Below are 14,156 nucleotides of genomic sequence, written 5' to 3'. Positions count from 1 at the left end.
CCGGCATCAGCGATAACGCGCTTCCTGCAGATCGATCTCGCGGACCAGCGTGCGCGACACCTCATCGGAAATCTGGCGCTGACGCGTCAGCTCGAAGATCGCCTCCCGCTGACCCTGCAACGCCGCCAGGCGCAATTCGCGCTCGGCCATGTCGGCCTTGCGCAGCTGCCGCGCCTCGTCCTCGCTGGAGGCATCTTCGTCCAGCCAGTGCTGGTAAAGCGCGATCACGCGCGCAGCCGCATTCGTGTAGGTATCGACGTCGGCGGCCGGAGCCTTCTCCAGCAACTCGTGCTGGGTTCTTTCCACTGCCGCGATGGCGGCCGTGGCCCCGGCGCGACGAGCGCGGATTTCCTCCTGCTGCGCTGCAGGTTCCGGTGGCAGCTCCAGCCCTTTCAGCAATGGCGGCAGGCCGATGCTGGCCGCCAGCAATGACAGCAGGATCACCGCGGTGGCAAGGAAGATCGCCAGTCCGCGCGCCGGGAAGGGCGTGCCGTCGGGCAGGAGCAACGGCAGCGTCATCACGCCGGCCAGGGTGATCGCACCGCGCACGCCGGCCAGCGAGGTCGCCAGCATCAGCCGCCAATGCGGCCGGGTGACTGGAGCGCCGCGATGATGCGCCTTCAGCACGTTCAGCCGCAGCGAGATCCAGACCCACAGAAAACGCAGCAGCGCCAATCCGATATTGATTGCCAGGGCATACACCAGCAACCACCAGGGATTGCGGTGCCCACTCTGTGCCACTGACGCCATCGCGCCTTGCAGGCTGGCGGGTAGCTGTTCGCCGAGCAGCACGAACACGACGCCGTTCAGCGCGAATTGCACGGTATTCCACACCGCCGTGCGCTGCACCCGTGTGGTCGCCAGCAGACGGCCGCTGAGTTCGACGTAGCTCATGGTGATGCCGGCCGCCACCGCGGCCAGAATGCCGGAGGCATGCACCTGCTCGGCCAGCATGTAGGCACCAAACGGAATCAGCAGGCTGACCAGGATCGACGAACCGGCCTCCTGGCCGAAGTGCCGCGACAGCCAGCGCTGCGCGAAACTCACTGCCACCGTGAACAGCACGCCCACGCCAAGTCCGGCCAGCGCCACCCACAGGAAGGTCAACGACGCCGACACCAGTGAGAAACCGCCGGTGACCGCCGCCGCTACTGCGAAGCGGAAACACACCAGGCCGGTCGCGTCATTGAGCAACGACTCGCCTTCGAGGATGTGCATCAGCCGTTTCGGAATCGGCACGCGCGAAGTGATGGAGGACACCGCCACCGGATCGGTCGGCGACACGATCGCGGCCAGCGCAAACGCCACCGCCAGCGGCATGGCAGGGATCAGCCAGTGGATCAGGAAACCGACACCCACCACGGTGAATATCACCAGTCCCAGCGCGAGTTCCAGGATGGCTGCCCTGTCGCGCATCAGGCCGTCCTTGGGGATGCGCCAGCCGTCGAGGAACAGCAGCGGCGGCAGGAACAGCAGGAAAAATATCTCCGGGTCCAGCGTCACGCCCTGTTTGAACACGCCGGCGATCACCGCGCCCAGGCCGATCTGCACCAGTGGCAACGGCAGCGAGAACGGCAGCATGCGGACCAGGTAACCGCTGCCTACCACGGCCAGCAGCATGGCCAGCGCTACTTCGATCGAATTCATGCAGGTTCCGGAAGTGAGCTTTTGACCTTATCAATACCGCGACCACGTCGTCGAGAAAAAATAGCCCGAAAATGCGATTCCACGCTGGCCCTCATCGTGCGGATGGGCCTACCATCGGCGCTCCCCGGATCATTTCCCTCCATCAAGGAGATCGCGTGCAGCCGATCATCGACGTCAGACAGCTCAGCAAGACCTATGCGTCCGGATTCCAGGCGCTCAAGCCGATCGATCTGCAAATACGCAAGGGCGAGATCTTTGCGCTGCTGGGCCCGAACGGTGCCGGCAAGACCACCCTGATCAGCATCATCTGCGGCATCGTCAATCCCAGCGGCGGCAGCGTGCTGGCCGATGGTCATGACGTGGTGCGCGACTATCGCGCGGCGCGCTCCAAGGTCGGCCTGGTGCCGCAGGAGCTGACCACCGATGCGTTCGAGACGGTATGGAACACGGTGAGCTTCAGTCGCGGCCTGTTCGGCAAGAGCGCCAACCCGGCGCATATCGAGAAGGTGTTGAAGGACCTCTCGCTGTGGAACAAGAAGGACAGCAAGCTGATGACGCTGTCCGGCGGCATGAAGCGGCGCGTGATGATTGCCAAGGCGCTGTCGCACGAACCGCAGATCCTGTTCCTGGACGAACCCACCGCTGGCGTCGACGTGGAGTTGCGCCGCGACATGTGGACCATGGTGCGTTCGCTGCGCGCCACCGGCGTCACCATCATCCTGACCACGCACTACATCGACGAAGCCGAGGAGATGGCCGATCGCATCGGTGTCATCGACAAGGGCGAGCTGATCCTGGTCGAGGACAAGGCCGAACTGATGAACAAGCTCGGTCGCAAGCAGTTGACCCTGCAACTGCAGAATCCGCTGGAAAGCGTCCCTGCGGCGTTGTCCAGCTATTCGCTGGAGCTCTCTGGTGACGGTCAGCAACTGGTCTATACCTTCGACACGCAAAGCGAACACACGGGTATCGACGTGCTGCTGCGACGACTGGGCGAGGCGGGCATCGACTTCAAGGATCTCAAGACCAGCCAGAGTTCGCTTGAGGATATTTTCGTCAACCTGGTGAGGGAGCGCGCATGAACATCTACGCCATCCGCGCGATCTATCTGTTCGAAATGGCGCGCACCTGGCGCACGCTGCTGCAGAGCATCGTCTCGCCGGTGATTTCCACCTCGCTGTATTTCGTGGTGTTCGGCGCGGCGATCGGTTCGCACATGAACGGCATCGACGGGGTCAGCTATGGTGCCTTCATCGTGCCGGGACTGATCATGCTGTCATTGCTGACGCAGAGCATCGCCAATGCATCGTTCGGCATCTACTTCCCGAAATTCGTGGGCACGATCTACGAAATATTGTCGGCGCCGGTGTCTTCGCTCGAGATCGTGGCCGGCTACGTGGGCGCGGCAGCAAGCAAGTCGATCATCCTGGGTCTGATCATCCTGGTCACGGCGCGGCTGTTCGTGTCGTTCCACATCGAACACCCGTTGTGGATGCTCGCGTTCCTGATACTCACTGCACTCACTTTCAGCCTGTTCGGTTTCATCATCGGCATCTGGGCGGACAACTTCGAAAAACTGCAGCTGGTGCCGCTGCTGATCGTGACACCGTTGACCTTCCTCGGCGGCAGTTTCTATTCGATCCACATGTTGCCGCCGTTCTGGCAGAAGGTCACCCTGTTCAATCCGGTGGTGTATCTGATCAGCGGTTTCCGCTGGAGTTTCTACGGTGTGTCCGATGTGAGCGTGGGCGTGAGCGTGGGCATGACGCTGGTGTTCCTGGCAGCCTGCCTCGCCGTGGTGTGGTGGATCTTCCGCAGCGGTTACCGGTTGAAAGCCTGATCCGGCTCAGGTCAGAGCGGTATGCGCGTGAAACGGCAGCGGCGTGGCGCCGGTGCGTGAGATGGCAGGCTCGGCAACATCGAGCTGTTCCTTGCGTGCATCGATCACCACCAGGATGCGCCCGGCCGCGATCTCGCTCTTGAACTTGCGGCTGACCACATCAGGCACCTCGAATCCGACCAGTTCGCCGATCCAGCAGCCGAAGACCGCACCAGCCAGGGTCATCGCTGCAGCACCGGCCAGCGTCACGCCCAGCGGCGGCACGGTTACCGCGATGAGCCCGAGCAGCAGGCCAGTGCCGCCGCCACAGGCGCCACCGCGTAACGCGGCAGGGTAGAAGTCGTTGCGTCCCTGCATCAGGTGATCGGGGATCTGCTCCAGCTCGATATCTTCACGGGCCACCAGTGAAATGTCGCGCTCGTCGATGCCAGCCTGTTGCGCCGCCGACATCGCGGCTCGCGCCGCGATCAGATTGGGTGTGCTGAAAACACATCGGGTTTTCATGAGTCCTCTCTCTCGCATTCTGTCGCTGGTCAGAATTCGGACCGTTGATCTTCCATGAGCTGATTTTTGTAGCGATGACGTAATCAACAAGTGAGCTGGTTGTTATCGCCATTGTGGTCGTGACCGTTATGTGGCGTGAACGAATCGTGCGCAAGCAAGTCAAAGCATGCATTCGACGACGAAATGGGAGACATCGTGGGCAAGAAGACATCGGTGGGCAACTGGATCGGAGCCGTGGTCGTGGTGCTGGCTGTTCTTGTGGCCGGCGCCTACCTGGCGCACAAAGCCATGCATCCTGGCGCGCCGACGTCCGCGCCGGCTACGCCAGCCACCGAGGCGTCGGCTGCATTGGCTACCCGTGCGCCAATCCAGCACCCGATCGATCAGGCTGGCTCGAATCCGGCAGGCGCGTCGGCTGCTGCCTTGCCTTCGCTGGACGACAGCGATGCCAGCGTGGCCGCCGCGCTCGCCTCGCTGGCAGGTGGCCGCGACCTGTCGTCGTTGCTGGTATCGCGGCAGGTCGTCGCGCGTATCGTCGCAACCGTCGATGCGTTGCCGCGTCACGGCGGGCTGGCTCCGTTCACGTTGCCGGCACGTACGCCAAAGGGTTCGTTCATCACGACGGCGACCGAAGGTACAACCGTGATCGGCGAGAAGAACAGCGCACGCTACGCGCCCTACATGCAGATTCTGGAGGCCACCGATCCGCAGGCATTGGCGAGCTGGTATGTGCATTCGTATCCGCTGTTCCAGGAGGCATACCGACAGCTGGGCTACCCGCAGGGTTATTTCAACGACCGCTTGATCGTGGCGATCGATAATCTGCTGGCGGCGCCGGATCCGACGCAGCCGCCTGAACTGGTGGAGTCAAAAACGTACTACCACTACGCCGATGCCTCGCTGGAATCGCTGTCGACCGGGCAGAAGCTGATGCTCCGCGTTGGCCCTGTCAACGAAGCGAAGATCAAGGTGAAGCTGCGTGCGATCCGCGCGCAGTTGGTGAACGCGAAACCGCCGCAGACATCTCAGGGATAGGCCGTGCCGTCCTTGTGCGAGTAGCCCGCCGGCTCCGGTGCGGCATGCAGGTCGATGTCCGAATAGGTGCAGGCGTCCGCGGAAGAGTGGGTGCCGATGTCCAGGTAGACGGCGGTCGCTTCCTGGCGATTGATGAGGTGATGGCCGTCCGGCACATTCTTCGGGAAGGCCGCGCAATCACCGGCACGCAGCACTTGTTCATCGTCCCCGGTCACCAGGATCAGTTCGCCCGACAGGATGTACACGAACTCCTCCTCGTGCGTATGCCAGTGGCGCTGGCTCGACCACTGCCCGGACGGCAAGTGCATCAGATTGACGCCGAGATCGGTCAGGCCGCCGGCCTTGCCCAGCGCCTGTCTGACGCGCCCGCTGACGGGCTGGTCGAAAGGCGTCGGATAATCCGATCCCCTGCGCTCGGGGACACTGGCTACATCGATTTTCGGCATGACAACCTCCATTCGACGGCGAACACGCCGTGCATGCCCACGATTATGCCTCCGGGACCGGTGCAGTTCGATTCAGCACGGGGCCTGAGCGCTTTCTGTACATCGTGCGCGCTACAGTGAGTCATCGACGTTGATGTCGCCGGGAGTTCGGTGTGATGACTCGTTGGTTTGGGCTGGGCTGGCTCGCGATCCTTTGCATGGTGTCGATGCCGGCCGGGTCGAGCGTTGTTCCGGCAGCGCCAGCCGCATGCGTTGCGGTGCCTGGCATGGTGGCGCAGATTGCGCTGGATGGCCCGATCGGTCCTGCCACCGCGGAATACTTCGACGATGCCTCGAAGCGCGCGCTGGCCGATGGCGCGGTGGCGATCGTGTTGCGGCTCGATACCCCTGGCGGCCTGGCCGAATCGATGCGGCAGATCATTGCCAGCATGCTGGCGTGCAAGCTGCCCGTGCTGGTTTACGTGGCACCAGGTGGCGCGCGGGCGGCATCGGCCGGCACGTACATCCTGTACGCCGGGCAGATCGCCGCGATGGCACCGGCCACGCATCTCGGTGCAGCAACGCCGATCCAGCTGGGCGGCGCCACGCCGATGCCAAAGCAGGGGATCTCCGACCAACCAGCGGCGCCAGCTTCCAGTGCGGAACATCAGCCGGCTGAAGACGGTGACGCCGAATCGAACAAGGTCCTGAACGATTCCATCGCCTATATCCGCTCGCTGGCGCAACTGCGCGGACGCAATGCCGCATGGGCCGAGCAGGCCGTGCGCGGCGCAGCCACGCTGACCGCCAGCGAAGCGGCGCAGCAGCATGTAATCGACTTCGTGGCGACGGATGTGCCTGAACTCCTGGCCAAGGCGAGCGATCGCAAGGTGCAGGTGGGTGATCGCATCGTCACGCTGCAGCTCAAGGGCGCGTCCGTGCGTGACTATGCGCCCGGCGCACGCACGCATTTCCTGGCGATCATCACCCATCCCACCATTGCCTATCTCCTATTGCTGGCCGGCATCTTTGGCTTGTTGCTGGAAGCCTTGCATCCCGGTGCGATGCTGCCGGGCATCGCCGGTGGCATCTGCCTGCTGGTCGGCCTGTATGCGCTGCAGCTGCTGCCAGTGGACTATGCGGGGCTGGCGTTGATGGCGCTGGGCGTCGGGCTGCTGGTGGCCGAAGCGGTCAATCCCAGCGTGGGTGCGTTGGGCGCCGGCGGTCTGGTGGCGTTCGTGGTCGGTTCGGTGATGCTGATGAATACCGGCGTGCCGGGCTACGACATCAACCTCGGTGTGATCGCCGGCATCGCGGCGAGCGCTGCCGCCTTGCTGGGGGTGATTGTCTGGCTGGTATTCCGCTCGCGCCACGCCCATCAGGTCACCGGTGACGCGGCGATGCTCAGCGACTCAGGCGAACTGCTCACCACGGTGAACGCCGGGGGCGAGGCCTGGATGATGGTGCGCGGCGAGCGTTGGCGCGTGCGCTGCGACACCGCCTTGCCGGCTGGCGCCCGGGTGCGCGTGGTGCGCCGGCAGGGACTGCTACTGTGGGTCGTGCCGGCATGAGTCGACGCAGCGGTTTCATGAAGTACGGGAGATGATCATGTTCGGATTCGTCGGTGTGCTGGTGATCCTCGGTGTGTTGCTGTTGTTCTCCGCGGTGAAGATCCTGCCCGAATACCAGCGCGGTGTGGTGCTGACGCTGGGCCGTTACACCGGCACCAAAGGACCTGGTCTGGTACTGCTGATTCCCGCCGTCCAGCGGATGATCCGGGTCGACCTGCGGGTGACCGTGATGGACGTGCCGCCACAGGACGTGATTTCACGCGACAACGTCTCGGTGCGGGTGAACGCCGTGGTCTATTTTCGGGTGGTGGAACCGGACAAATCCGTGTTGCAGGTGGAGAACTTCCTGCAGGCGACCAGCCAGCTGGCGCAGACGCGACTGCGCTCGGTGCTGGGTCAGCACGAGCTGGACGAGATCCTGTCGCAGCGCGATTCGATCAACCATACCCTGCAGAAGATCCTCGACGAGGCCACCGACCCGTGGGGCATCAAGGTCGCCAATGTCGAGATCAAGGACGTGGACCTCAACGAAACCATGGTGCGCGCGATCGCCCGCCAGGCCGAGGCCGAGCGCGAACGCCGCGCCAAGGTCATCCACGCCGAGGGCGAGATGCAGGCCGCCGAGAAACTGCGCGATGCCGCCGCGATGCTGTCGCAACAGCCGCAGGCCTTGCAGCTGCGCTACCTGCAGACGCTGGCGGACATGTCCAACAACGGCAAATCCTCCACCATCGTGTTCCCGTTGCCGCTGGATCTGATCCGGCCGCTGATGGAGGCGCTTCCGTCGAAGCAAAATTCGGGTGAAACTGGCTGATTCCCACCACGCGAGCAAGCCATATGGACGCAACATCTTCGGCCGGAAGCCTGGTCTGCGTCGGTCTGGGCATAACCCTCGGTTCACACCTCGGCCCGCTGGCGCGCAGCCACATCGAACAGGCGGACGTGGTGTTTGCCGCATTGTCCGACGGCATTGTGGAGCTGTGGTTGCAGCGCATGCATGCGGACGTGCGCAGCCTGCAGCCGTTCTACAAGGAGGGCACTGCGCGCATTGACAGCTACTGGCAAATGGTCGAGGCCATGCTGACCGAAGTGCGTGCCGGCAAGCGGGTCTGTGGCGTGTTCTACGGCCATCCCGGGGTGTTCGCCTGGGTGCCGCACAAGGCGATCGAGCTGGCCCGGGAGGAAGGCTACCAGGCGCATATGCAGCCGGGTGTTTCGGCCGAAGACTGCTTGTACGCCGATCTCGGCATCGACCCAGGTGCCTACGGCTGCCAGCACTACGAAGCCAGCCAGCTGCTGTTCTACCGGCGCCGCATCGATCCCACTGCGTACCTGGTGCTGTGGCAGGTCGGCGTGGTCGGCGACCAGTCGATGGCGCGCTTCTCCACCAATGCCGCCTATCGCCAGGTGCTGGTCGACGTGCTGGCCCGCGACTATCCGCTGAATCACGAGGTGATCATCTACCGGGCTGCGACCCTGCCTATTGATCGGCCGCGCATCGAACGAACCACGTTGAGCGCCTTGCCTCGGGCAGAAATCGGCATGGCCGAGACGGTGGTGATCCCGCCGGCACGTCCGATGCAGGCCGATTCCGAAATTCTGGCACGGCTGGACGCGCTGGATCGAGCTGTTGGCATGGCGTCCTGAAGACATTCGATTCATACACTGGCGTCTCAGGCGACTGCCACGCTAAGCTGCCGGAGTGGCCGGGGATATTCAATGCGTCGTGTTGCCTTCCTGTGAAGAAGGTAGATGCACGCGCACTCATCACCAAGTTGATTATGGCTGTCTGGGGAAGGTTGGGAGCAGTACCTGCGCGAGGGCTGGGGGCTGGAATCGAGCGTTACCGTAGACAGACAGGTTTCAGAAACACGGCATTGGCTCGATTAGAGGAGCCTGCGGCTGGCGCCAGCCAAGCGCCAGCGAGGGGCGCAGGAGCGACACATTGGATTGCGGGCCTAACTTGGTGCGCAAGCTGGCTGGAATGTGTTGGCGCCGTCTACGGAGCCAAGACGCAACCACAATAGTCGGTTTCATGTCGACACATCACTAGGGTTCAAGGGGGGGATCTTGTCAGACATTATCGATTTCATGGAAAGGATGGGCAGCGACGCGCAGCTGTCGCAAGCCTCGGCGGATGAGTTTGCCGCATCCTTGTCCGCCACCGACATGGCACCTGAGCTGCAGTCGGCACTACTCGCCAAGGATGCGCAACGACTGGGGATGTTGTTGGGAACCGTGCCGGAGTGCCTCTTGCTTGCACCGCCGGGTCCACCGGGTAGTCGCCCCAGCCCCATGCAACCAGCGGTACCTCCACCGCCTCCGGAAGAGACCGAGGAAACTGAAGAGACCAAGGACCTTTCCAAGTCTGACGACGTTGCCGAAAATCCTGTACCGCGGCGCGAATCGCAACGGGTCTGACAGATGTCCGGCCGCAGCACTTGGTGTCGAAGAGTGCTGATCAGCATGATCGGCAGCGCTGTATTGCTTGCCAGTGCGGCTGGTGCGACCGCACCTGCGAGTACCAGCAGCGAAGGCGCTGCAATGCTGCAGCGGGCTGAAGCGCCAGTCTGCGCGATCTCGCTTTCAGCAGAGTGCGTGGACCTGCTGCATCGACTTGGGCAGATAGCCGATCAGTTGACACCGGAACAGCGTCAGCACCTGCGTTACCTGCAGGCGTGGCAGGCCGCCTTTGGTGGGGATTACCAAAAATCGAACGCGCTGATTGATGGCATCATCGACGAATCGCGGGATGTGAACCTGCGTCTCAAGGCTTCGATATTCCGGGTGGACTCGCTGTCGGAGCAGTCCCGCTTTGAAGAAGCCTTCCGTCAGCTGAGCCAGTTGGTCGTTTCCCTGCAGCATGGCGCGGGTATCAGTCCGCGCGTGCGGGAACATGGCTTTGTTGTGGCTTCCTCCTTATACGCGGAGGCGGGGCAATACGAGCTGGCGTCCTACTACGCCGAACAGATTTTCAATCAAGCTCTGGCCAGCGATGGCTACACCTGCGTGGATGACCATGCCCGCATCGCGGCGTTGTACGGTAGCGGCCAGTGGCAGGATATCGAACCGCTGATTGCGCAGGGCATCGAGGTCTGCATCAAGGAACGCAACAGCCTCTACGCCAATGGCATCCGCTATTTCGCGGCAAAACTGGACGTCAGTCGAGGTTACCCCGAGCGGGCGATCGCCTTGCTGCGAAAGAATTACCCTGCGGTGGAACGCGATGGTTATGCGCCTCAGCTTGCCCAGTTCAATGCCTTGCTGGCCACCGCCTACAGCGAAACCAGGCAACCGCAATCGGCGAGGGAGTCGGCACTGGCGGCAGTCACGCACGGCACGCACAACCACTATGCCGAAGCCATCAGTACCGCCTATCGGATCCTGTATCTGGGCGCGAAGCAGCAGGGTGACATCGCATCGGCGCTGGCCTATCACGAAAAATACATGGTCGCCGACAAGGGTTATCTGGACGAGCTCAGCGCGAAGTCGCTCGCGTTCCAGACAGTGCAGCAGCAAGTGATGGCGAAGAAGCTGCAGATCGATACGCTGAACAAGCAGAACAAGATCCTGCAATTGCAGCAGTCACTTGACAAGAGTGCGTCGGAAACCAACCGGTTGTATCTCGTCCTGTTGCTCATGGTGCTGGGTTTCATCGCGTTCTGGACTTACCGGATCAAACGCTCGCAGCTGCGTTTCATGAAGCTGGCGCGGCGCGACGGCCTCACCGGCATCTTCAATCGGCAGCATTTCATCAGCGTGGCGGAGCAACGGCTGCAGCACTGCCGGAAGTCGACGCGAGAAGCTTGCCTGGTGCTGATCGATCTGGATCATTTCAAGGTGGTCAACGATACCCACGGACACGCGATGGGCGATCGGGTGTTGAAGCGCGCCGTCGAGACCTGCCAGACACATCTTCGCGCCACCGACATCTTCGGCCGCCTCGGCGGCGAGGAGTTCGGCATCGTGTTGCCGGAGTGCTCGCTCGAACAGGTGCTTGTCCGCGCCCATCGAATACGCTTGGCCATTGCGGCAATGACCAGCGGCGACGACACGCCCGACATGGCGGTTTCCGCCAGTTTCGGCGTCACCAGCACGGTCCGCTCCGGTTATGAGCTGCGCCAGCTGCTGATCCATGCCGATGATGCGCTGTACCAGGCCAAGCGGGGCGGGCGGAACCGCGTCAACGTCAGCGATGATCGCGTCAAGCCGCGCTTGAAGGTAGACGCCGAGGTCACCGAAAAAACCGATAGCTGAAGAGGTTCGATCACGTCGCTGCCTCCATGGAGCGAGCCTTCCGCCAGTGTTTTGCAGTCGGCTTCATCGTGATGCTGCGCCCTTTGCATCAGCTGCTGTCGCATCCAGCCGGTCGAAATGCACGATGGCGTTCAAAACCAGCGGATAACTGCCCATGGTTTCACCGCGCCAGATGGGGTTGCTGGCAAACAGCAGCACATGGCCCTTGCCGTAGCGCGCATCGACCACCGCGGCGCGTCCGGCCATTTCGCTGCCGCCATCCAGCAGTCCCGAGATCAGCAAATTTTTGGTGTCGGCATAGCGCAGGATCACGCGTGGACGCTGGTCGGCGGGGATTGCCCACGGATTGTTTCGCACCTGCTCGGCATTCAACGGCAGCGCCTGCCAGGGTTCGGCCGCAGGCAATGCCGGCGGATCGATCGAGCTGCGTCCCTCGGGGAGATCCACGTCATGCTGACCGCCACGCCCGGTGGGGCGCTCGAAGTTCCTGGCATTGGGTAGTCCGCTGTCGCCGGTGATCAGGTTGGACACCTGGAAGGATTGCCCCCTGCTGCTGTAGAGCGCCAGGTCGTCGCTGTCGTAACCGTTGGCGATCGGGCTTGCACGATCGACGAACTTCGCCTGAAGCACGCTGCCGACCACGCGCAACTTGCTGGTCGGCGTGACGAAGACACCCGGCGCCAGGCCGACGTCGATGGCGAACTTCGCGCTGTCCTCGGTGGTGACCAGCAGGCCGCCGTCATGGACGAACTGCTTCAGATGATCCACGCCGCTCGCACCGAGGCCCGGGCGCACATCGTCGGTGGCATCGATGCGTCCGATATTCGGTGTCAATGCGGTGGTCTTCCAGGGCATGGGATTGCCCCACATGGGCAACCCGTCGACGATCTGTTGCGTACTGGCGCGGCCGACCGGGCCGAACAGGATCACGTCGTACTTCGCGCGCAGGTTGCCGATGCGCGCCACGTCCTGGGTGCTGATGTAGTTGTACGGTACCTGCAGTTTGTCCAGCGCCAGGCGCCACCAGCCTTCGGTCTGCGTGTTGAGCCAGGTGTGCATGACGGCGATGCGCGGCAGGCGCGTGCCCGTCACGTCCACCCCCGCCAGGCCCGCCGGCACGGCTACGGGTTGGTCCAGCAGCCTCATCGGCGCCTTGAGAATCGCGGGGTCGGTGACGCGCGTGACCTTCACGTTGAACAGGTCGCCCATCGACCAGCCGGTGTCGTCGTACGGGTGCTTCTGCGGGTCTTTCGGTGCCCAGTACTGGCGGTCGAGCAGGGTGTCGGCGATGCGCGAGTACGGCTGGTCCATGCGCACCACGTAGCTCCCCGCGGCAAAGGTTGCTGGCCGATTTTCCGATTCGCCCGCTACCTTCGGCAGTGGCACCGTGACGGAGGCCGTGGTGCGATGGATCTCCACATGCTGCAGCTGCAGGACTTTCAGGAGCTGCGCCCGTGATCCCGGGCGTTTGTCGCCGGCATCGAACACATAGGCGGCCGGACCGGCCTGCTGCGGCTTCTCGATCGAGTGCCGGCTCTTCAGGTAGAAGTTCCGCAGGAACATCGGGCCATTGGCGGCGAAGTAGTTCAGCGCGGTGAGCAGGCCGGTCTGCTCGTAATTGTTGTTGTTGCGCTGCGACCACAGCACCTGCGGCAGGGGCGGGTTCGGTTTGTACCAGGTCCGCGCGTATTCCTTCGGCGTGAGGATGCGTTGCAGGGTATCGGCGCCGCCGTTGCCGTAGGTCTCGTACAGTCGCCCGATGCTGTTGTGCATCGCGGCCACGAACGACAGGTAGCCCGGACTCCACGTGTCGAACTCACCATGCGTGAACACGCCGGGCAGGCCGAAACTGTTCATCTGCTGCACGTTGTCCCAGCCCAGCTGTTGCCATTCGCCGGTCAGGATCGGGTCGATCCATGCGTTGTAGGGACCGTCGCCGACCGTGTTGTCGTAGAAGAACGCCACCGACTCATGCAGGCTGTGCAGCACCTGCGCATGCCAGTCGAGCAGGGTGTCGGCCATGGCGCGGGTCAGGTTCAACGTCATGCCCATCGCGTCGCGGTTGTTGTCGTGCGCGACGTAATGACCCCAGTACATCAGCTTTGGATAATTCTGGCCCGGATGGGCCAGATGCCAGTTGTACAGATCGACCATGCGGTCGCGACCGTCGACCTCGATGATCGGCGTAATCAGGGTGATCACATGCGAGCGGATCTTGCGGATGTACGGCGCGTCGTCCACCGCCAGGCGATAGGCCAGCTCCATCAGGGCCGTCGGCGCGCCTGTCTCGGTGGAATGCATGGCGCCATCGATGTAATACACCGGCGTCGATTGCGCGATGAGCTGGTCGGCGACGGCATCGTCCATGCCGATCGTGCGTGGATCGGCCAGTTTGGCCAGGCGCGCCTTGTTGGCATCCAGGTCGGCGATCAGGTTCTCGTCGGCTATCGCCACCACGATCATCTCGCGGCCTTCCTCGGACTTGCCGATGGTGAACACTTTCACCCGCGGACTAGCCGCCGCCAGCGCCCGGAAATAGCGGTGGACATCGGCGGAATAGGGCAGGTAATCCGGCGCGCCGGCGATGTGTCCCAGCACTTTCAAAGGCGTCGGCACCGTGGCCGACGCCGGCAGGTAGTCGGTCAGTGGCGAGTTGAAGGTGGGGCTGGTGGTGAACTTGAGGATCTGGCTCGTATAACCTTGATCGATCGCCTGCCCGGGAGCGCGCGCATACACGCCTGCACCATGGGACATGCGGGTGTCGTCGGCGCTGGCGATGCCGCCGAAGCCGCTGGCCAGCAGGGTGATCAACAGAAACGGAATGGACATGCGCATGTGGATTCTCCCCAGATCGTTCGATCACGTTCGACGCGTTTA

At 63.0% G+C, this 14,156-nt stretch carries 12 protein-coding genes; 8 read left to right on the top strand and 4 right to left on the bottom strand.

Annotated features, from left to right (window positions below; translation table 11 throughout):
- Positions 1–6: 6 nt before the first annotated feature.
- Positions 7–1,647, bottom strand: coding sequence for a Na+/H+ antiporter (locus ACPPVV_RS11460; protein WP_426700015.1), 1,641 nt, complete (start codon positions 1,645–1,647; stop codon positions 7–9).
- A 155-nt stretch (positions 1,648–1,802) separates the two neighbouring features.
- Here ACPPVV_RS11460 and ACPPVV_RS11455 point away from each other — a divergent pair, with 155 nt between their 5' ends.
- Positions 1,803–2,729 (top strand): ABC transporter ATP-binding protein, encoded by a 927-nt coding sequence (locus ACPPVV_RS11455; RefSeq protein ID WP_426700014.1) that lies wholly within the window; start codon positions 1,803–1,805, stop codon positions 2,727–2,729.
- Entirely contained in the window at positions 2,726–3,487 is a 762-nt protein-coding gene (locus tag ACPPVV_RS11450) for an ABC transporter permease (RefSeq protein WP_426700013.1), read from the top strand. The genes ACPPVV_RS11455 and ACPPVV_RS11450 overlap by 4 nt, the downstream gene beginning before the upstream one ends.
- Positions 3,488–3,493: 6 nt before the next feature.
- Here ACPPVV_RS11450 and ACPPVV_RS11445 read toward each other — a convergent pair whose 3' ends face one another.
- Positions 3,494–3,991 carry a hypothetical protein gene (locus ACPPVV_RS11445; protein WP_426700012.1) on the bottom strand — a complete coding sequence of 166 codons (498 nt, stop codon included), beginning with the start codon at positions 3,989–3,991 and terminating at the stop codon, positions 3,494–3,496.
- Positions 3,992–4,186: 195 nt separating this feature from the next.
- Here ACPPVV_RS11445 and ACPPVV_RS11440 point away from each other — a divergent pair, with 195 nt between their 5' ends.
- The gene (locus ACPPVV_RS11440) at positions 4,187–5,026 is read left to right on the top strand and encodes a DUF3014 domain-containing protein (protein WP_426700011.1); all 840 of its coding nucleotides are present in this window, start codon (positions 4,187–4,189) and stop codon (positions 5,024–5,026) included.
- Here the strand turns inward: ACPPVV_RS11440 and ACPPVV_RS11435 are convergent.
- Positions 5,017–5,472 carry a cupin domain-containing protein gene (locus ACPPVV_RS11435; RefSeq protein ID WP_426700010.1) on the bottom strand — a complete coding sequence of 152 codons (456 nt, stop codon included), beginning with the start codon at positions 5,470–5,472 and terminating at the stop codon, positions 5,017–5,019. The genes ACPPVV_RS11440 and ACPPVV_RS11435 overlap by 10 nt on opposite strands.
- 266 nt (positions 5,473–5,738) lie before the next feature.
- Here ACPPVV_RS11435 and ACPPVV_RS11430 point away from each other — a divergent pair, with 266 nt between their 5' ends.
- The 5 genes from ACPPVV_RS11430 to ACPPVV_RS11410 all read left to right on the top strand — a co-directional run bounded on the left by ACPPVV_RS11430 (position 5,739) and on the right by ACPPVV_RS11410 (position 11,279).
- A complete protein-coding gene (locus tag ACPPVV_RS11430) occupies positions 5,739–7,022 on the top strand; it encodes an NfeD family protein (protein ID WP_426700009.1) in 1,284 nt (427 codons plus the stop codon).
- 37 nt (positions 7,023–7,059) lie between these two features.
- On the top strand, positions 7,060–7,836 hold the full coding sequence (locus ACPPVV_RS11425) for a slipin family protein (protein ID WP_426700008.1): 777 nt from the start codon (positions 7,060–7,062) through the stop codon (positions 7,834–7,836).
- Between the two features lie 23 nt (positions 7,837–7,859).
- Complete coding sequence (locus ACPPVV_RS11420; RefSeq protein WP_426700007.1) at positions 7,860–8,669, top strand: SAM-dependent methyltransferase; 810 nt, start codon at positions 7,860–7,862, stop codon at positions 8,667–8,669.
- Positions 8,670–9,092: 423 nt separating this feature from the next.
- Positions 9,093–9,443 (top strand): hypothetical protein, encoded by a 351-nt coding sequence (locus tag ACPPVV_RS11415; RefSeq protein ID WP_426700006.1) that lies wholly within the window; start codon positions 9,093–9,095, stop codon positions 9,441–9,443.
- A gap of 45 nt (positions 9,444–9,488) precedes the next feature.
- Positions 9,489–11,279: a GGDEF domain-containing protein gene (locus ACPPVV_RS11410; protein ID WP_426700005.1), complete on the top strand. Its 1,791-nt coding sequence runs from the start codon at positions 9,489–9,491 to the stop codon at positions 11,277–11,279.
- 63 nt (positions 11,280–11,342) lie between these two features.
- Here the strand turns inward: ACPPVV_RS11410 and ACPPVV_RS11405 are convergent, their stop codons facing one another.
- Positions 11,343–14,114: a M14 family zinc carboxypeptidase gene (locus ACPPVV_RS11405; RefSeq protein WP_426700004.1), complete on the bottom strand. Its 2,772-nt coding sequence runs from the start codon at positions 14,112–14,114 to the stop codon at positions 11,343–11,345.
- Between the last annotated feature and the right edge of the window lie 42 nt (positions 14,115–14,156).

This window comes from Rhodanobacter sp. Col0626 (genome assembly GCF_049994385.1).
GTDB lineage: Bacteria > Pseudomonadota > Gammaproteobacteria > Xanthomonadales > Rhodanobacteraceae > Rhodanobacter.
The sequence above is the reverse complement of the archived record's forward strand: the minus strand, read 5'-3'. Positions and strand labels throughout refer to the sequence as shown.

What these genes read in the sequence shown, in the direction of transcription:
- ACPPVV_RS11435 (WP_426700010.1), bottom strand. Translation starts at nt 5,472, where the DNA reads ATGCCGAAAATCGATGTAGCCAGTGTCCCCGAGCGCAGGGGATCGGAT.
- ACPPVV_RS11445 (WP_426700012.1), bottom strand. Translation starts at nt 3,991, where the DNA reads ATGAAAACCCGATGTGTTTTCAGCACACCCAATCTGATCGCGGCGCGA.
- ACPPVV_RS11420 (WP_426700007.1), top strand. Translation starts at nt 7,860, where the DNA reads ATGGACGCAACATCTTCGGCCGGAAGCCTGGTCTGCGTCGGTCTGGGC.
- ACPPVV_RS11425 (WP_426700008.1), top strand. Translation starts at nt 7,060, where the DNA reads ATGTTCGGATTCGTCGGTGTGCTGGTGATCCTCGGTGTGTTGCTGTTG.
- ACPPVV_RS11450 (WP_426700013.1), top strand. Translation starts at nt 2,726, where the DNA reads ATGAACATCTACGCCATCCGCGCGATCTATCTGTTCGAAATGGCGCGC.
- ACPPVV_RS11405 (WP_426700004.1), bottom strand. Translation starts at nt 14,114, where the DNA reads ATGCGCATGTCCATTCCGTTTCTGTTGATCACCCTGCTGGCCAGCGGC.
- ACPPVV_RS11460 (WP_426700015.1), bottom strand. Translation starts at nt 1,647, where the DNA reads ATGAATTCGATCGAAGTAGCGCTGGCCATGCTGCTGGCCGTGGTAGGC.
- ACPPVV_RS11430 (WP_426700009.1), top strand. Translation starts at nt 5,739, where the DNA reads ATGGTGGCGCAGATTGCGCTGGATGGCCCGATCGGTCCTGCCACCGCG.
- ACPPVV_RS11410 (WP_426700005.1), top strand. Translation starts at nt 9,489, where the DNA reads ATGATCGGCAGCGCTGTATTGCTTGCCAGTGCGGCTGGTGCGACCGCA.